This window comes from Niastella sp. sgz303648 (assembly GCF_059587045.1).
This window is the reverse complement of the sequence record NZ_JCAPSW010000007.1, coordinates 79,516-98,976: the sequence shown is the minus strand read 5'-3', so window position 1 is coordinate 98,976 and position 19,461 is coordinate 79,516. Positions and strand designations below refer to the sequence as shown.

Genomic DNA, 19,461 nt, shown 5'->3' with positions numbered 1-19,461 from the left:
AGGTAAAATGGCACAAAGTATTTGATTTGACAACCAGCTGCAAAACTATGCCCGTACCGCAGTTAAAACAATACTACTTTATGGGTAATTTTGCTCATACGTTGCCCTCCGGAATGTGCGGTATAAGGTTATTTAAGGTTTAACGACCAAAGAACTTATTAATCGCTTCTACGCGATTATTTACATGCAACTTTTCGTAAATATGGTAAACGTGTTTGCGTACAGTTTCCTGACTAATGAACAGGCTGGCGGCAATTTCTTTATACAGCATACCTTTTGCCAGCAATTCAAGTATTTCTTTTTCGCGGTTCGATAAAACACTCAGCGAATTTTCGGCGGCTTCGGCGGCGCCTGTTTTAAATTGAAAAGCAGCCACTACTTTACGGGCGATCTGACTGCTCATGGGGGCACCGCCTTCCTGCAATTCTCTGATAGCTTCGAGTAATTTATGAGGGGCTGTTTTTTTAAGAATGTATCCGCTGGCGCCGGCACTTAAGGCTTCAAATATCTTTTCATCATCTTCATACACCGTGCACATCATGAAAAGTATTTCGGGATAATCGGCTTTCAGATGGCGAACCACATCAATACCGCTTTCACCTTCACCCAGATTAATATCCATCAGCACAACATTCGGTTTTAAGTCCGGGATTTTCAGCATCGCTTCCTCTGCCGTTCCACAACTACCCAGTAACCGGTACCCCTCCGACATCGTAACGATCTGTTCCAGTGCAGACCGAATATCTTTTGTATCATCTACAATACATACGGTAATATCCATCATGGCACAAAGTTCAGACTTTTGCCCGAAAGGAAAATACCACTTTGAGGTAGTTTTACCCACACTAAGTAAAAAACAGGGATTGCAATTGCCGGGTGCTAAATGTATAGCAACAGGACGGCAATCGTGAATCGGCAATCGTGAAACTCAACAGGGCTACAGGTTGTAAATGCCTTATTAAACTTGAAAGCAGACAATTACAATAAAAGCAATGTCTCAGCCACATCGTTGCCGATTGCCGATTGCCGTTTCACGATTAAACACTCACATACAGCAGAAACTTATCTTTAAAATACTCCCGGTCGAAGATGTGGTGTATTTCCATAATTCTCGGACGGCAACCGCTTTCAGAAATTTCGGTGTGCAAATCACCACCTTTCAGGCATATAAGACCCGGTGGCTGATTATTTATGGCAGATGATTTTTTCAGCAATGGTTTCGACCACTTCCACAGATCTTTCAAGGGTGCAACTGCACGCGAAACCACAAAGTCGAAACGGCGGTCTTTGATGTCTTCTATGCGGCTATGACGGGTAGATACATTCTTCAACCCAATGGCTTCGGCAACTGCATTCACCACTTTTATTTTTTTACCAATGCTGTCTACAAGATGAAACTGCACATTGGGAAAAAAGATCGCAAGCGGTATGCCCGGAAAACCGCCACCGGTGCCCAGGTCAACAATTGATGAACCATCGGCAAATTCAAAAGCCGCTGCTATGCTCAATGAGTGCAGTATATGCTTTTCGAATAAACCTTCAAGGTCTTTACGCGATATAACATTTATCTTACTGTTCCATTCATTGTACAATTCGTCCAGTGCAGCGAATTGATTGAGTTGAACAGGTGTAAAATCACTGAAATACTTTGTAATCAGTTCCAGTTTTTGTTCGGCTTTCTCCATATTGAAGGAGCAAAGATGAAGTAATGTATGAACATCCAGATATCTAAAATCCACCACCAGAAAAATAAATCTTTTTCATTCAACCTTTTCATGGCGTTGTAATAGATAACAGCCTGCCAAATAAAGCGCAGGCCAAACACGCCTAATGTAATACGCCAGTCGAAGAAAAACATGCATAAAACAAAAAGCGGGTATAATAAAAAATGAGAAGTAGAATATAAACCGAGTAAAAATTTATGAACGGGTTTATAAAATTTACCGGTGCTGTAATGGCGGTTCTTTTGCCTGATCCAGTCCTTGAACCTTTTTTTGGGTTCCGATAAAGTGAAGGCTTCGGGATCGAGCACCACATTTACATTTGTTTTGGTAGCCACCTGGTTTATGAACAGATCGTCATCGCCGCTGGCTACATGGTTGATAGAAGAAAACCCTTTTGTGCGAAAGAACAATTCGCGTTTGTACGATAGGTTTCTGCCAACGCCCATATACGGTAAACCGGCAAGGGCAAACGACATGTATTGCATGGCAGAGTGAAAGGTTTCGAAGCGGATCAGTTTGTTCAGTATGCCCGGCTTTTTGCTGTAAGCGCCATATCCCAAAACGATCTCAATGCCGTCGTAGTAGGCATCCTGCATTTTCTGAAGCCAGAATTCTGATGCCGGAACGCAATCGGCATCGGTAAGCAATAATATTTCGTGTTTGGCTTCTTTAATTCCTATTGATAAAGGATATTTTTTACCGGGTATGCCTAATGCTTCCTGCTCAAGGTTGATGGCCTGCAGGTTTTTAAATGTTTTTTTGAATTCATCGAGCAGGTAACGGGTTTCGTCCTGGCTGTTGTGATTCACCACAATCAACTCGTGAGTGGTAGGATATGTTTGCACCAATACACCGGGCAAATATTTGGTAAGATTGTTTGCTTCATCGCGCGCACAAACGATAATGCTCACCGGGTGTGTTTGTGATTTAGCCTTTGGTACCGGCTTAAAAAATGCCACACGCTTAAAGAACACCACATAGTAAATAATCTGGATAAGCGTAACCAGACAAAAAGCCGCAAACAAAATCAATGGCCACCAGGCAATAAAAAACTTCGATATATCACCCATAAGGGAAACTAATTTAGGCACGGTGCGTGAAAGGTTTTGCACGAAAATAGGAAAAGCTCCCGGCTTTTCCTTCTTAATTGCATACCCAAAAATCGTGCAAACACTGTTTAGTACTGCAAAAGAATGGATTTAAACGGGCGGCTGCAGAAATTACGTGCACAATTACTTAAAATCACGTAGAAAAAAGTTGACTGTGAGCAGTTCGCAGTTTCAGGTTGCAGATTTCATGTTGCAGGGTACTGCAACTTAGAACTTAGATCTTAAAACTTAGAACTTATAACTAAGCTATCTTTGCAGGCTAATTTTTTTACAACCATGGCGGCATTGCAATTTTCTTTACATACTACCGATAACCAGTCAAAAGCAAGGGCAGGACATATTGTTACCGATCATGGTGAAATACCTACGCCCATTTTTATGCCGGTGGGTACGGTTGGCAGTGTAAAGGCGGTTTCGCAGCAACAATTGAAAGAAGAAGTCAATGCGCAAATTATTTTAGGCAATACCTATCATTTGTACCTGAGGCCGGGAATCGACGTATTGCAAAAAGCCGGTGGGTTACACCGGTTCAAGGGGTGGGACAGACCGATATTAACCGACAGCGGCGGTTACCAGGTTTTTTCACTGGCCGGTACCCGCAAGATCACTGAAGAGGGCGTGTTGTTTCAGTCGCATATCGATGGCTCGCGTCATTTGTTTACCCCCGAAACCGTAATGGATATTCAACGGGCCATTGGCGCCGATATCATTATGGCGTTTGACGAATGTCCGCCTTACCCCAGCGATTATACCTATGCCGAAAAATCGATGCACCTTACACACCGCTGGCTCGACCGGTGCTTTGAACAATTCAATAAAACGCCCGATAAATACGGATATACCCAAAACCTGTTTCCCATTGTGCAGGGCAGCACCTATACCGACTTACGTAAGGCAAGTTGTGAATATATATCATCGAAAAACGCCACCGGCAATGCCATAGGTGGTTTAAGCGTAGGAGAGCCCGACAATATGCTGTACGATTTGTGCGGACTTTGCTGCGATCACCTGCCGGTTCATAAACCCCGGTACCTGATGGGGGTGGGCACTCCCTGGAATATATTGGAGTGCATTGCCCTCGGTGTAGATATGTTCGACTGCGTAATGCCTACCCGCAATGGCCGTAATGCCATGTTGTTTACATCGCAGGGGGTAATTAATATTGATAACAAAAAATGGGAGAACGATTTTTCACCTATTGATGATGGCATCGACTGCCATATAAGTAATTTTTATAACAAAGCGTATTTGCGCCATCTTGTAAAATCAAAAGAAATACTGGGGCTTACCATTGCCAGCGTGCACAACCTCGCTTTTTATCTTTGGCTCGTTCGGCAGGCCCGCAAACATATTTTAGAAGGCAATTTTGTAAGCTGGAAAAATGAAATGGTGCCTTTGCTGCAAACGAGGCTGTAAGGCATCCGCCTTCTCCGCCGGTTGGCGGATTCGGCGAGCAGGCAAGAGATTCAAGGCAGGGTTTAAACGGTAGGACAATTACTATAACGACCTTATAGCAGAGTTATAGGGAAGTTATAGAGGACTTATAGGGAACTTATAGGAATGTTACTCCCAGGATACTCCCAAGCTACTCCTCTGTAACTCCCTGCCTGGTCTATATCTTTCCCATAGGCCACCCTTACATGCCACCAAACTCCTAAACTTTTTTACTTTAGACCCTGGTAACTAAGAACTCAGAACATCGAACTCAGAACTTAAATCTAAATTAAGTTTAACTAAGAACTAAGAACATAGAACCTGGAACTGGCCATTTTCGACTACATTTGCCCCGCCGTACAATGAGGTGCGAAGCATGTTTAAAATAATCGACAGGTACATATTAAAAAAGTTCATCTCTACTACCGTTTTTATGGTATTGATCTTTTCGGTAATTGCCGTGGCGATCGATACCAGCGAAAAAGCCGATGACTTTGTAAAATCCGGTTTGTCGTCCTGGCAAATTGTAACCCAGTATTATATAGGATTTGTTCCATTCATTATATCCATGATCTTTCCACTGATGGTATTCATTGCGGTAATTTTCTTTACCTCAAAAATGGCGGGCAAAAGCGAACTGGTGGCTATTCTGGCCGGCGGTGTGCGGTTCAACCGTATGCTGAGGCCGTATATAGCAGGCGCTTTTTTACTGGGCGGCATTTTTTGGATAGCTACCCAGTACCTGATTCCCAAAGCCAATGTGGTACGCGGAAATTTTCAGGCTACCTATATTGATAGTAAAAGCTCGTACGAGCAGGGCGAATATTCAAAACGCACCAGAAATTATTATTTCAGAGTAGATGCCAATACGTTTGCCGGCATGCGTAACTATGATACCGTATCCAAATCGGCCAATGATTTTTATATGAACAGGCTGGTTGGCACCAAAATGATTTATAACCTGCGTGCCGATTTCCTGCGCTGGGATACCGCCACAAAAAAATGGAAACTGCAGAATGCTATTGAAAGAAAGATAGACGGTATTCACGAATCTTCGCGCATTATACCCGAAATGGTGGTGCACCTGAATTTAAAACCCAATGAAATCAGGTTCGATAAATACCTGAAAGATAAAATGACAACACCCGAACTGGTGCGATACATCAGGGGTGAAGAATCGCGTGGCTCAGAAGGATTGAATGATTATAAAGTAGAACGGTACCGAAGAGACGCTACACCTGTTTCGGTTTTTATTCTTACCATTATCGGCGCTGTGGTGGCATCGCGTAAAACCCGTGGAGGAAGCGGATTGCATCTGGCTGTGGGTATAATTACGGCTGCATTTTTTGTGGTGATGGATAAGTTTTCACTTACGTTTTCAACCAAAGGTAGTTTCCCGCCCCTGCTTGCGGCCTGGATGCCCAATATCATTTTTTCAGTAGTGGCAATATGGCTGTATCGCATTGCACCCAAGTAATGATATATATTAAAAATATATTAATATAGTTAATCAGGTGTTGTTTGTGTGAAAACTAATTATCGCTGAATTAATTTTGCTCTTTTGGGTGGGTTTGTTATAACTTTAGCACAACTTTTCCCTTCATTATTACATATTTACAAATAATTATACTGCATCATGGGAATTCTTAAAGATAGGTTTAAGGTAAAAGCAGAAGCATCGGCAGCCGAGATAAAGGATCTTTTAAAGCAGCATGGTACTAAAAAAATAGGTGAGGTTCAGTTATCTCAGGTATACCAGGGTATGCGCGGAATAACCGGACTTGTTTCTGAAACTTCATTACTCGATTCAAAAGAAGGCATACGTTTTCGCGGATATTCGATACCTGAATTACAAAAACAATTGCCAAAAGTACCCGGCGGCACTGAGCCTTTACCCGAAGGTCTTTTTTACCTGATGCTGATAGGTGAATTGCCCGATGAAGAAGCCGTATCCTACATAACTGCTTCGTGGCAGCGCCGGTCGCATGTACCTAACCATGTGTTCGATGCTATTTCGGCCCTGCCTGTTACTGCGCACCCGATGACCATGTTTGTAACCGGTATCATGGCGCTGCAAACCGAAAGCAATTTTGCCCGCCGTTATGCCGACGGTATGAATAAAAAAGATTACTGGGAGGCCGTATTCGACGATTCAATGGACCTGCTGGCGCGTTTACCTCGTGTGGCCGCCTATATTTATCGCCGCAAATACCGCAACGATCAGCATATTCAACCCAATGGTTTATTAGACTGGTCGGGCAACATGGCGCATATGCTGGGTTTTGAAGATGACAGCTTTAAAGAACTGATGCGGTTATACATGACCATTCACGCCGATCACGAAGGCGGAAATGTATCGGCACACACTACCCATCTTGTTGGTTCTGCATTAAGCGATCCCTACCTCAGCCTTGCTGCAGGTATGAACGGATTGGCCGGTCCGTTGCATGGCCTGGCTAACCAGGAAGTGGTGAAATGGATCACCGAAATGCAAACCGAATTAAAAACAGAAGTTCCTACCAAACAACAAATAGAAACATACGTTCGCAAAACCCTGAGCGAAGGCAAAGTGGTACCGGGTTACGGACATGCGGTTTTGCGTAAAACCGATCCCCGTTTCAGCGCTCAGATGGATTTTGCCAAACGTCATTTTCCCGATGATCCGCTGGTGCAAATTGTATGGAATGTATATGATGTAGTACCGCCCATTTTGGAATCGCTCGGAAAAGTAAAAAATCCATGGCCCAATGTCGATGCCCATAGCGGCGCCCTGCTGGTGCATTACGGATTGGTGGAATATGAGTTTTATACCGTGTTATTCGGTGTAAGCCGCGCCCTCGGTGTATTGGCCAGTTTGATCTGGGACCGCGCTTTAGGATTCCCCCTCGAACGTCCGAAATCGGTAACCACCGAACTGGTGAAAGCGTGGCTCGATGGTAAAGATGAGATTTGGGGAGATTAGAAAACTGAAGTCAGAAGTCTGAAGTCAGAAGAACCCGATTCTACATGCAGATTTGCGTTTGCAAAATTCAAAATATAAAGAGAACCCTGCCGTCACCGGCAGGGTTTTTTATTTGCCGTATAAAGTTTCAACAAAAAGAGAACCTGTTTGTTAGTATATTTGATGTTATAACATTAACTATTCCAAAAACTTTATTTTATGGCAACCTGGGCACTCGATACAGTACACTCTGAAGTAACTTTTAAAGTAAAACACCTTGTCATTTCATCGGTAACCGGAAAATTTAAAACATTTGAAGGAACCGTTGAATCAGATAAAGAAGATTTTACCGATGCTCGCATCAATTTTTCGGCCGATGTGAACAGCATAGATACAGGCAATGAGCAACGCGATGGCCATCTGAAATCACCCGATTTTTTTGATGCGGCCAATCATTCCAAAATCACTTTTGTTTCTACTGGCGTTACCAAAAAGGGGAGCGACTATCTTATTCAGGGCGATTTAACCTTACATGGTACTACCAAACCGGTTGAAATGCATGCTGAATTTGGAGGCATTCAAAAAGATTTTTACGGCAACACCGTAGCAGGTTTTGAGATCAGCGGAAAGATCAACCGCAAAGATTATGGTTTACACTGGAGCGCCGTAACAGAAACCGGTGGCGTTGTGGTAAGCGATGAAGTAAGGCTGGCAGTGAATGCTGAGCTGCTTAAAAAAGGATAATAAGAAAAACAGCCAGGTTATAATGATCCGGCTGTTTTATTTCAACTAAAACGGCCCTTTCCAGCTTTTTGGAAAGGGCCGCTTTAATTTTTATTGAGCGTATTCTTACTGAATGATCAGTTTACCACTGGCTTGTATGCCTTTGCTGTTTTGTATGCTGTAAAAATAAATACCGCTTGCCGAAACAGGCAGCGTTACAGTTTGTATGCCGGTTGCCAATACCTGGCTATACACTTGTTTTCCGGTGGCATCTTTTATTCTTAATACATTTTTATTTTCGGCACAAACCACCTGAATGCTTTGACCTTTTTGAACAACGTTCGGGTACAAGGTCGTTGTAGTGGATTTTTCGGTCTGCAGCAGAACGATTTCGGAGTAATACACCGAATCTTTATTGGTTACCTTAATACGGTAGTAATTATTTCCATCCCGGGGCGAATCGTGTTTGAAAGCAAAGGAAGGATTACAGCCATCCCAGCCTGTTGCTTTACCGATGCTGTTGAAATCGATACCGTTACTGCTTCTTTCTATATCGAATGATGTCCATCTGCGTAAGCAGTCGAATACCCAGTTCAGTATATTGGCCCTTCCTTGTCTGTGACCGTTAAAGTTTTGCACTGTTAACGGAGTAATTTTGTTGCTTGTTGTTACGGTCAGGCCTCCGAAACCGGTTACATCAAAACTTACTTCCCACCGGCCGGCAGCCGCATTCCACACGATATTGCTGTCTGCAGGATCAATGATGGTTACATCACCGTTGTAACTACAGGGCAGTCCGCTTCCATTGCTGCTGGTGCCATCGTATTTAGCTATCAATAAGTGGGCCTTGCCTGCACTATCTGTTGGGTTGGCCGGCAGGTTCAGCAAACTGAGTAAATCGGTATTGTAGGCGGTGAACTCAGCCTGCGTAAAGAACAGGGTAACCCGGCCGGTAGCTGATGAAGCATTGCTTGCGGGCGTAATCTGGTAATGCCTTGTAACAAAAGGAGCGCCGCAATCATGAGGAACTTTATTCTCTATCCATACATTAGCTGCAACAGAACCACTCACTGCACTGGCGCCTGCAGGTGTTAGCTGCGCAATCAATTTACAACTGCTGTCAATGAGCAGATTAGTGGTAGCGATATCTCTGGTAGTTGCGGTTTTTGTTGTGGCCAGATTACCGGTCAATTGCGCGTTGCTGTATACGACAGATCGTATTTTGTAATCAAAACCGGGGTTTGTCCACGAAACGCCATTGGCCGAAACAAGCGAGCGGTTGTCGACACTGGTAGCTTCGCGGCGCAGGCTCCAGTTGGCCGAAGAAGCCGTATCGCGATAAACTACTACAAAATAATCAGCGCTGTCGGTAACAGGAATATTCAGCGCACTGAGGTCAACATAATTCCATGAGTAAGCGGCAACAGCAGTGTCGGGCAAATGAACGGTTCCCAGTAAGGCGCCCGGTACACCGGCGCTATCAGTCCGCACTTCCATAACCAATGCAGTTTTGGTGACAGAGGTATGATAATAAGCGCCGGCCATGCTGCCACTGATGTCGGGCGTAAAACGTACTGCAACACGGGTAGTGGTAAACGTTACCCCTGCATCTTCTGAAGTAATATTCGAAGCATCATATTGATAGGTTTTGCGGTCAACCGGCGAACAATTGAATGTTGAGCCGGCGGCTTTGTAAACATCCAGCCGGCCGTATCCCCAGATAGTATTAGGTGTAGCGCCGGGAGCCTCGGTAATAACATCTTTTGTTGCGGTCGAAAACAGGGCGCTGCGTAATTGTGAAACTGTTGCTGAAGGATTTGTTTGTAACAAAAGCGCCACGGCGCCTGTAACCACCGGCGCCGACATACTGGTACCCTGGTTTTTTCGATACTTTCCCGGTATAATTATATCCGATGCAGTTGCCGTGCTACCCGAGGCAAACACTGAAATTACATGTTGGCCAACAGCTGCGATCTCAGGTTTCAGCACTCCATCTCTGCGTGGACCATGAGAGCTGAAGGTGGCAATATTGTCCATTCTTGCCGTGGTGCCATAAAACGCGCCGGGGTATGCGTACGAATACCAGGATGGTCTGCCTACAAAAGCAGCCACGGTAATAGCCGAAGCAGCATTTCCCGGCGAACCCACCAGGTAATCGCTGTTACCATTCACTACTGCCGTATTGGCGAAAACAGTATTGCGATAATAAAGCCATCCGTGAAGGGTAAGCGAATTGGTGGTATTGTTGGCGACGGAAAGCGTCCAGGTGCCGGCCGGACTGCTTGTATTGGAACCCAATCTGGCAACATATACATCAATATATCTGTCGCCATTACCTGCATCAATCTGGTTGAATACATAAGCATAGAAATTGTTGCTCAGTAAAAGTCCCGAAGAAGTTTGTCCTGCAATGGCCGTTACCGAACCGCCGCCCGATGGCGCTGAAATAGTAGCGGTAACATTACTGCTGTCGTTTACATAAATACGGTATTCAAAAACATCTGTGCCCGTAGTACCTGCCGGAACGGCGAACGAAACCGTACCGGAATCGTTGCCTGACAGCAACAACTGTTTGTGGATATTGGTGCCATTATCGTTGCCTGCTGAAATAACTACTGCCCGTCCCGCTGCAGAAGATGTAAAATTATCAACCGCTACTTCATAATCTCTGGTGCCGTCGTGCGGGCCAAACTGACCACCCAGGCTCATGTTCAATACAATGGGTTTGCCAAGCGCAGTAGCCAGGTTTTTTAAATAAGTCATAGCGTTGATGATATTGGTGCTCGAAAATGAACCGTTGCCGCCTTTTACTACAACGATGTCTGCTTCGGGAGCCATGCCGGTGTATTTGCGGGTTGAAAGAGCTGATCCGTTACCGGCGGCAGTGCCGGCCACGTGTGATCCATGCCCTTCGATATCGATTTCCCGAACGTAACCTGCAGGGCTTCCGTCTAACTCATCATTGATTTGCGCCTGCGTGTATTCAACGCCGTAACCCATGCCGGCGGGTGATACCTCTCCGGCAACCGGTGTAATGGTTTGATCCCAGATTCGCAGGATGCGACTTTTGGTGGTGTCGGTTGGGTCGCGAAAGTCGGGATGCTTCCAATCGATACCCGTATCGAAAATGGCTACCAATACACCTTTGCCTTTGTAAACGGTGTTGTTCAGCTTGCCCTGATGCAGCAGTGAAGCACCGGTGCCGGCTACGGCAATGTCGTTGTGCAGCTCGTCCATCACCGGGGCCGCTATGTAATTAACAGTCGGCAATTTTGACAACTGCTTTATTTGTTCGGGCGTGGCCCAGGCGGTTACAAAATGAGGCAGAACCGAGTTCACCAGCACTCCGTTATTGCGAAGGGCTGTTACATCGGTTGTGTAAACGATACAGTCGTAACGCTCTTCAGGCTGGCCGGGTGCTACCAGCACTTTGGTGGGTGCTGCCTTAAAAGCAGAAGAAAAACTTTGTGGCAATTGCCGCGCGTTAGGTGTTGCCTTTGCTATTACAAATTTGAACACGGGATCGATCTTGTCTTCCGGCGTACGATTTTGCGCATATCCGAATGCGTAAACAAGCGTAATAACAAAAAGAAGGATTGCTTTTTTGGGAAAAACTGTTGTGCAAAAGAAATTCACAACAGGTAAAGAAACCCGATGGGTAAATTTTCTCATGTCGTATAGGTTAAAGTTTTGATGTGATAGGAAAAGCAGAAAGAAAATTAAAGAAAACTTTGGTCGAAACGTCGAAGAATTTGGTATGTATTTTATTTGTTATTCGTTTAGTCTTTATCCCTTTTAATGAATTACACCGTTCGTTTACGCATTCCCTCCGGATATTCGTTTCTGTTACGCGGCGCATACAATTACGGTGACTGTATGAACGGCAATGGTTTATTTTACATAAAAATCAGGACCCTGAAAAAGGCAACTGTTAACTCACTATGTCATCTTTAAAGTTTCTGTTATTGCTTTCTGCAATAGCAATAAGTATAGCCGCCTGTAAAAAACATGATTCGTCATCATCAGCCATCCTTCACCCACAGGTAATTACCCGGGCTGTTACCGATGTGAGCTCCACCGCAGCTACCGGTGGCGGCATCATTCAGGACAATGGAGGAAGCGCCATAACAGCCAGCGGTATCTGCTGGAGCAGCACCAATACACAGCCCGTTATTACCGATAATATTATTCCCTCTACTGCAACCGAAGGCGGCTTTACCGTAAGCATAACCAACCTGAGCCCTAATACTACTTACTATGTGCGGGCATATGCTACCAACAGCGTGGGTACAGCCTATGGCACTGTAGCTGGTTTTCATACAAGCACCGTCAATGCTGCACCTGAAGCAAGAAATATTACCCTGTTTGGTACCATGAAAGTTGCAGAACCTATTGTGGCCCGGTATACCTATTTTGATGCAGAAAACAATATAGAAAATGGCACCGGTTTTCAGTGGTATGTGGCCAATGATGCCAACGGTGCAGGCGCTACAGCGATCACGAATGCAAACGACGGCAACTTTACCATCAGAACCGTTGATCAAAACAAATATTTGCAGATAGGTATTACGCCCCGCGCAGCTTCAGGCACAACAAGTGGAATTGAAACGAAGTCGATCTGGATTGGTCCCATAGGCGCTCCGGAACCGACAACTGTTACATTTAACTACAACGGACAACAGGTGACGTATGGGATTATAACCAGCATCCTTACCCACCGCAAATGGCTCGACCGCAACCTGGGCGCTCCGAATGCACCCACCAGTACCGATGACTGGCAAAACAAGGGCGATCTATTTCAATGGGGACGTAAGGCTGACGGGCATCAACTGATCACCAGGGGCGCCACAACTCCCACGACTACGGCAGTAAACGGCACTACTACAAACCTTGCAACTACTGAAAATACGGGTCATTCACTGTTTATTATTACCTCCTCCGTTCCTTTTGACTGGATCAATCCGCAGAATGCCGATTTGTGGAAACAATCCGGTGGCGCCAATAACGTATGTCCCACCGGATGGCATGTTCCAACAAAAACAGAATGGGAGGCGGAACAATTAACAACTGTTCAGGAAGCTTATAATAAGCTGAAATTACTAAACGGTGGCTTCCGGAATTTTAATGATGGATCTATTTCGGCCACAAACATTTCGGGATATTACTGGACATCTACAGTGCTGACCGGCGCAACCAATGCGGTCTATTCATTTCATATTGGTACTGCATTCAATGCTGGCTTTACGGCATCAGATATACCCGCAAACGGTGAATCTGTTCGTTGCATAAAGGATTAACGTAAGCCTGCTTAAGGCGACCCATTTTAACTGTCATAGAGAGCCGAAACAAATAGCGCCACCTGCGTCAGTTCATTTACCGGCAAATCGTAACTTCGAAATGGCAGTATGCCAAACGCAAACACAATGCAAGGGAGATCACTAATTCAGCCTTATCGCACGCTAACAGAAAGAGATAATCCAGGTAATATATACAGGGATATTATCTTTTTTATTACAGTGATCCCGGTTATTAACGCATTTAATTACTACCTCACCTATACCAATATTTCGTTCAGTAGCCATACACTATTGACTTTTTTAATTGATACGCTGGAGGGCTATGCGGCCTGGTGGGTTATTCGTACCATTATAGTATATCTCGATCGAAAATTGCCCTACGCACCCAACCCAATAAAACGAATAGGGATACAAATTGTTCTGACTACCGTCGCAGCACTTAGCCTGATCATTATAGCTACCGAAAGTATTAATGCAGCAGCAAAGGATACGCCGGTGCCCGCCAGCTTTTATCGTTTCGACATTTTCATTTTTCTGATCTGGTCACTTGTGATCAACGGCATTTACGTTGGGTTGTATTATTATGTACAGTTCAAGGCATCAGAAAACCTGCGCTGGCAGGAAAAGCAGGTAAGGCAGGAAGGATTTATGGTGAAGAAAGGCAAACAGCATTTGAATGTTCTGTTTGCTGATATTGCCGGCATTTATTTTGAAGGGGATTATGCAATGCTGATAACTGTTGAAGGCAAAAAACATGTGCTGGATGAATCGCTGGATGCTGCCGAAAAACAATTGCCACTGGAATTATTTTTCAGGCTTAGCCGAAAATATATTATGAGTCGTAATATGATCTCCGGATTTGAGCGTGCTGAGCATTCCAAATTAAACATTTTACTAGCCGAATCGCCCCATTTTCCCCGCACCATCACCATGAGCCGGCTGAAGGCGCCTGCCTTTAAAGCCTGGTTTCATCAGGTATAACCCTGCCATTCATATTCAGTTCTCTTTCTACTTCAACACGTTCCTGTTTTTTCCTTTGCATTTCAACCGGCAAAGGGCTACAGTTGACCGCCTTTGCCGGCAGGTTTTTCGATTTTACCTGCCTTCTACCGTTTTTTTGTATGAAAAGAAAGAAACCAAAAGTCAGATCATCTTTCATATGAAATTAATATTACTGCTGTTAGCTTTTGCACCTGTTTGTTCTTTATATGCACAACGTATTTCCGGGAAAATTGCTGATGAAAAGCAACATCCGTTAAAATCGGCAACGGTGCTATTGTTAAATCAGAAAGACTCTGTCCTCGTTAAATCAGCCCTGAGTGACAATGAAGGTTATTTCGGTTTTGATGATGTGAAAGAAGGTAAATATATAGTGCTAATTACCATGCGCGGATATAAGAAACTTACTGTAAAAGCTGAAGTTGCCGGTAAGGATGTGCAAATGCATGTGATCACGTTGGTACCCCATGCTACTGTTTTAGATGATGTAACGGTAACAGGTGTAAAACCCTTTCTTGAACAAAAAACAGATAAACTGGTGGTGAATATCGAGGGCAGCGGTACTGCCGCCGGCTCAACAGCTTTTGACGTTTTACAAAAAATACCCGGTGTGCTGGTGATCAATGATAAACTATCAGTAGTTGGAAAAGGCACGCCGGCTATCATGATCGACGGCAGGTTGTCGCAGTATACCGATATAATGCAGGTTTTACGCGAAATGAGTGCAGCCGATATCGAAAAAATAGAATTGATTACCAACCCTAATGCAAAGTATGATGCTACGGGCGGCGCCCTCATAAATATCATATTAAAACGAAATGCCAATCCTGGAACGAATGGCAGTCTTAATTTAATTGCAGCAACGGGTTTGTATAATGGAACCAGGGCGCATACCGACAGGAATTTTTATCGTCATGGCGAGGGCATTTCGATCAATCACCGGCAGGGCAAATTAAATGTTTTTGCAGGATATAATTTTTTGCACAGGAACCAGTTTGAGTACAATGAATTTGACCGTTTGATCAGTTCCTACCGGTTTTTCCAATCTAATTATTCTCCCGGCTATCTAAACAGCCATGCTTACCGGGCCGGCGCTGACTATTATGCGGATAAGAAAAATACCTTCGGCGTTATGATAAGAGGGTTTTCAAGGAACGGGTTAAGTGAAGCGCAAAACAATACCTGGCAATCGGATGCTGTTACAGCGCAGCCAATAAGCAGTTTTCAAACCTTTAATAATACGCGTACCAAAAGAATCAATACGTCGGTAAACGCCAACTGGAAGCATAGCTTTGATTCTTTGGGAAAAGAATTAAATATCGATGTTGATTATTCGGAATTTACGTTCAAAAATACAAGCGATATTATTAACCGGTTATCCAACGGTACCGAATATCCCAGCCTGCAAATCATCGATAACCCGGTACAGCTGCTGGTGCTTAAAACCGATTATATGCGGCCAATTGGAAAGAATTCCAAATTGGAGGCGGGGGTTAAATCGGGGATAGCAACTATTAATAACGATCTCATCTTTACACAAAATGGCATCCCCGATAAAAACCGGAGCACCAACTTTAAATACAGCGAAAACATTAATGCCGCCTATGCATCTTTTCAGTATAAGTTTAATAAATGGGAACTGCAGGGCGGTTTACGAACGGAACAAACGATTGCAATTGGTAAAATGCAAGGGCAGCTTATACTGGATAGAAATTACTGGCAATTTTTCCCCTCAGTTTTCGTAACAAGAAAGTTGGGTAAAAAGCTATCCGGCATTTTACAATACAGCAAACGGGTAAACAGGCCAGGCTATCAGCAGCAAAATCCCTTTATTCAATACCTTGATTCACTCACTTATTCAAAAGGAAACCCCTTGCTAAAACCTGAAACTGCCGATCAGTATAAATTTTCTGTTGCGTATAAAAATCAGCCGTTCTTTTCTATCAGCTATAATAAAAAACACGATGTTATTTTTGATAATGCCCCCAACCAGATCGGAAATCTTACTTATACAACACCCGAAAACCTGGCTTCCTATGAAAATATTGCCGTAGAATTGGATTTTCCCATTGAATTGGGAAGAAAAATAACCGGGTATGGTGGCAACCAGGCCGTGTATAACCACTACAAAGCAAGCTACCTGGGAGCAAGGTATGACCGGGAAAAATGGAACTGGCTTGCATACTGGCAGGTAGCTTATAAACCCAAACCTTTATGGAATTTTGAGATTTCAGGGTATTATACCACGCAGTTGCTGAACGAATTTATTATTATCAATAATATGGGAAGCCTGAACCTTGCCGCCCAAAAGTTTTTATGGGATAAAAAGGGTAAGTTAAGCCTCAATTTCAGCGATATACTTTTTGGAGAACGAACCAGGGGTAGTGTTATTTACGAGGAGATCAATGTGCATTTTCGCCAGTGGTCCGAAACAAAAAATATACGTTTAACATTCAACTATACCTTCGGCAACCAGAAATTAAAGGCGGCCCGTACCCGGCAAACCGCTTCGGATGAAGAAACACAGCGCGTTAAAATGCAATAATGACCTTTGTTTGGGAAGTGGAGTCGAACGGACGACCTTCCCCACATTCATTGTCGGGGCGCTCTAAGCCAACAGAGCTAAATCCAATAAAAAAGGCCCACATTGCTGCAGGCCTTTAAAGCTTGTGGAGAATATCGGAGTCGAACCGACGACCTCTTGCATGCCATGCAAGCGCTGATTCTTTGAATTTGTGTCTTAACTGAAAGAATATCAAACACATGCTTTGGGGCAATGCCTATATAATTCTCTGTTTTCAACCTATGTAACCCATAATGAAACCCAAAATATTGTTACTGGCCCGGGGGAGCGAAAAAGAATCAGCAAGTTAAAATTCTATCATAAACTTAAGAACTTTCTTTTGGTATTCCTTTTTATCTAAAAGAACCATTCTTGGTATGATTGATTGCGCTGCTTCTTGTATTACCTCTAAGGTAAGGTCAAAACTTTTTGCTTCCAATGTAAGTTTATTCAGGTCTAACCTTGTCATGTTAATGGATTCACCTATCCCTCTTCTAAATTGGGCAGTTTCCATGTATAACATCATAAAGATGAATAGGCAAATGTCCCCCTGTGAAAAATGGACAACCCACTCCCGGTCCCTTTTCTGAAACAGACGGTCTGCTTTATTGCCCGGGTCAATTTTTTGTGAAGTCCTTACCCTGTCTTCATACATAGCTTCAAATAAATCACCCCAAGTCGCTTGAGGATGTACGGCAGCCAGTTTAATAAAATACTTTGAATAAAATTTAGCAGCGCTACCGGGCGAACCAGGTCCATTCTTAAGTAGCCATTTTTCAAATCCCATACTTTACCTTATTAATTGATTACAATTTGTGCATTTGCTCCGTATTGGCCATTATCAGAAGCTATCAACTGCCCGTTCTGATAAATATTGGCAGTAACCGTAGCTCCTGAATTATCAGGTATCGCACTAATCAATAATCCGGCTTGCTTGCCATGAGTAATTGTAAAAGAATACTTCCATCCATCTGGTTTGTGGTTTACAAACTTTAATGCCTGATTGCCACCTGAATAGTCGAAGTAATCGCCGCTCCACAGGCCAGACCTAATTCTTACCTCATATGTAACAGTATCATTACCCGAACCTGATTTTTTACAGGAAAAGGTTGCAAATGACAACAGCAATATTGCGAAATAGAAATAATACTTTGTTTTCATCATGTTGATAGAATTTAGCGGTTAATAAGAGAGATACATAAATGGAACAGTTCAATCTTCGTTTTGTACTAATTGAAAAGCAAAAAAAGGCCAGTTGTTGATGTTGGTCAATCCTTGGCCTTGCCTTACTCATCTTATTTCAGCAGTTTTATTGCCTTGGTCTGATGAGCCTATACCATCGTTTAAACCAATACCGCTGATATTTATCCCTCCATTTCGAATGAAGGTCTATGAGCTTCATTGGCCCATCTTTCGGCCATAATGAGCTGATAGTATCGAGTTGTTCAAACATTAGCTCAATCTCAGCGCTGGTATACAGGTTTTGCCCATATCCGCAACTCAGGAAATAATCTTTTGCACTGATTTTAGCTTCATCGTTGTTTGCGAAACCTTCATGCCCGAGATTGCAAGCGAATTGAAATAGCACTTTTTGAGGTGGCACCTGTAGCAACCGGCAAAGCATTATAAACTGAGTTGGCATTATCATGTTAAATTCCTGATGCCGGGAATAAAGCTTGTTTCTGCTTTTATTCATTTTTTGGGTTTTAAACAAGGGGTTATAGAGGGTTTAACAGCAATGCTGAAAGATGTTTTGTTACTACCGGTGAACAGTGTTACTACCGCCCATCAAAACATCTGAGGCATTTGATGAAGCCAACAGTGTTACTTCAGTTTGGCTTTGTACCAAAGCTGATCACTGGCGGCAGGCTTAATTATCTGCCCGAATTAATCAAAGGGTTACGGTGGTATTTTGTAAATCAGCGAACAGCAGACCGTGGCTATAATCAATTGTTGATGGTAGGGTACTGGTGGCCTGCTGCACCGCTGCATGCCATTGGGGACGTAAATGCTGAGATTTGCATATTACTCATGGCCTTGTGTGCCCGCAAAATGCAAAGGAGGCATTTACAGACCGCGTAAGGCCAAAATAAAGCCTTTAACAGCTGTATAGCCTTGTGTGATAGCCAGGCTGTTGAAGGCCACTAAAAAATAAGTCCACAATGGTCGCCGGGGCAGCACATAAAAAAGGAGGAACCCCGCCAGATGCCATAACAGAGCCATTGCGCGAAGGCATGGCAGATGAAATGCGGGGTGGAGTGGTGCAAAGCGAAGGGTTGAAAAATGGTGCCAGTTTTGCATGGCTCTTGCGCGATGGTAAAACTGGAAACATTTTTACTTCAGGGCGCTTTGACGCCACACCGCTTTACCGGATTCCTGTTGGGCTTTGCATTGCAAGTAAAGTTGTAGTCTGATGTTTGGCTCTATTCAACTGCCGAACTGGTTCCCTAAGGGAAGGATAAATGTGCAAGTTCTTGACAGTAATCAAGCTGTGTGAGCAGGTATTCTCAGCATTTCATTGTAGATTTGATTTTGCATGGGAAACTTACATGAAATAACAATCGGTCTTCTTACCAATGCTATCTCGGCATTGGGAGGTTTCCTGTTTGCTTGGCTTATAGAGTACATAAAAAAAAGCTCCTGCATAAGTGTTTATTTTTTCCAATTTAAG

At 43.8% G+C, this 19,461-nt stretch carries 15 protein-coding genes; 8 read left to right on the top strand and 7 right to left on the bottom strand.

Annotated features, from left to right (window positions below; genetic code table 11):
• Positions 1-139: 139 nt before the first annotated feature.
• The 3 genes from AC59IL_RS20840 to AC59IL_RS20830 form a co-directional block, all read right to left on the bottom strand.
• Positions 140-784 carry a response regulator gene (locus AC59IL_RS20840; RefSeq protein ID WP_496554127.1) on the bottom strand — a complete coding sequence of 215 codons (645 nt, stop codon included), beginning with the start codon at positions 782-784 and terminating at the stop codon, positions 140-142.
• A 253-nt stretch (positions 785-1,037) separates the two neighbouring features.
• On the bottom strand, positions 1,038-1,685 hold the full coding sequence (gene rsmG, locus AC59IL_RS20835) for a 16S rRNA (guanine(527)-N(7))-methyltransferase RsmG (RefSeq protein WP_496554126.1): 648 nt from the start codon (positions 1,683-1,685) through the stop codon (positions 1,038-1,040).
• Positions 1,655-2,794, bottom strand: a complete 1,140-nt coding sequence (locus tag AC59IL_RS20830) for a glycosyltransferase (protein ID WP_496554125.1) — start codon at positions 2,792-2,794, stop codon at positions 1,655-1,657. The genes rsmG and AC59IL_RS20830 overlap by 31 nt, the downstream gene beginning before the upstream one ends.
• 291 nt (positions 2,795-3,085) lie before the next feature.
• On the opposite strand from AC59IL_RS20830, the gene tgt reads away from it, so the two are divergent.
• The 4 genes from tgt to AC59IL_RS20810 all read left to right on the top strand — a co-directional run bounded on the left by tgt (position 3,086) and on the right by AC59IL_RS20810 (position 7,952).
• Positions 3,086-4,249 (top strand): tRNA guanosine(34) transglycosylase Tgt, encoded by a 1,164-nt coding sequence (gene tgt, locus AC59IL_RS20825; protein WP_496554124.1) that lies wholly within the window; start codon positions 3,086-3,088, stop codon positions 4,247-4,249.
• A gap of 394 nt (positions 4,250-4,643) precedes the next feature.
• Positions 4,644-5,744 carry an LptF/LptG family permease gene (locus AC59IL_RS20820; RefSeq protein ID WP_496554123.1) on the top strand — a complete coding sequence of 367 codons (1,101 nt, stop codon included), beginning with the start codon at positions 4,644-4,646 and terminating at the stop codon, positions 5,742-5,744.
• Positions 5,745-5,903: 159 nt separating this feature from the next.
• Positions 5,904-7,229 carry a citrate (Si)-synthase, eukaryotic gene (locus tag AC59IL_RS20815; RefSeq protein ID WP_496554122.1) on the top strand — a complete coding sequence of 442 codons (1,326 nt, stop codon included), beginning with the start codon at positions 5,904-5,906 and terminating at the stop codon, positions 7,227-7,229.
• Positions 7,230-7,427: 198 nt separating this feature from the next.
• Positions 7,428-7,952, top strand: coding sequence for a YceI family protein (locus AC59IL_RS20810; protein ID WP_496554121.1), 525 nt, complete (start codon positions 7,428-7,430; stop codon positions 7,950-7,952).
• Between the two features lie 105 nt (positions 7,953-8,057).
• Here the strand turns inward: AC59IL_RS20810 and AC59IL_RS20805 are convergent, their stop codons facing one another.
• Positions 8,058-11,603 (bottom strand): S8 family serine peptidase, encoded by a 3,546-nt coding sequence (locus tag AC59IL_RS20805; protein WP_496554120.1) that lies wholly within the window; start codon positions 11,601-11,603, stop codon positions 8,058-8,060.
• Positions 11,604-11,872: 269 nt separating this feature from the next.
• Here AC59IL_RS20805 and AC59IL_RS20800 point away from each other — a divergent pair, with 269 nt between their 5' ends.
• From AC59IL_RS20800 to AC59IL_RS20790, 3 genes are all read left to right on the top strand, one after another.
• Positions 11,873-13,228, top strand: coding sequence for a hypothetical protein (locus tag AC59IL_RS20800; RefSeq protein ID WP_496554119.1), 1,356 nt, complete (start codon positions 11,873-11,875; stop codon positions 13,226-13,228).
• 126 nt (positions 13,229-13,354) lie between these two features.
• Positions 13,355-14,209, top strand: coding sequence for a LytTR family transcriptional regulator DNA-binding domain-containing protein (locus AC59IL_RS20795; protein ID WP_496554118.1), 855 nt, complete (start codon positions 13,355-13,357; stop codon positions 14,207-14,209).
• 178 nt (positions 14,210-14,387) lie between these two features.
• On the top strand, positions 14,388-16,772 hold the full coding sequence (locus AC59IL_RS20790) for a TonB-dependent receptor (RefSeq protein WP_496554117.1): 2,385 nt from the start codon (positions 14,388-14,390) through the stop codon (positions 16,770-16,772).
• A gap of 325 nt (positions 16,773-17,097) precedes the next feature.
• Here AC59IL_RS20790 and AC59IL_RS20785 read toward each other — a convergent pair whose 3' ends face one another.
• The 3 genes from AC59IL_RS20785 to AC59IL_RS20775 form a co-directional block, all read right to left on the bottom strand.
• Positions 17,098-17,577 carry a hypothetical protein gene (locus AC59IL_RS20785; protein ID WP_496554116.1) on the bottom strand — a complete coding sequence of 160 codons (480 nt, stop codon included), beginning with the start codon at positions 17,575-17,577 and terminating at the stop codon, positions 17,098-17,100.
• Between the two features lie 11 nt (positions 17,578-17,588).
• Complete coding sequence (locus AC59IL_RS20780) at positions 17,589-17,954, bottom strand: hypothetical protein (RefSeq protein WP_496554115.1); 366 nt, start codon at positions 17,952-17,954, stop codon at positions 17,589-17,591.
• A gap of 145 nt (positions 17,955-18,099) precedes the next feature.
• The gene (locus AC59IL_RS20775) at positions 18,100-18,486 is read right to left on the bottom strand and encodes a hypothetical protein (RefSeq protein WP_496554114.1); all 387 of its coding nucleotides are present in this window, start codon (positions 18,484-18,486) and stop codon (positions 18,100-18,102) included.
• 466 nt (positions 18,487-18,952) lie between these two features.
• Between AC59IL_RS20775 and AC59IL_RS20770 the strand changes: the two genes are divergently transcribed.
• Positions 18,953-19,204, top strand: coding sequence for a hypothetical protein (locus AC59IL_RS20770; protein WP_496554113.1), 252 nt, complete (start codon positions 18,953-18,955; stop codon positions 19,202-19,204).
• Positions 19,205-19,461: the final 257 nt, after the last annotated feature.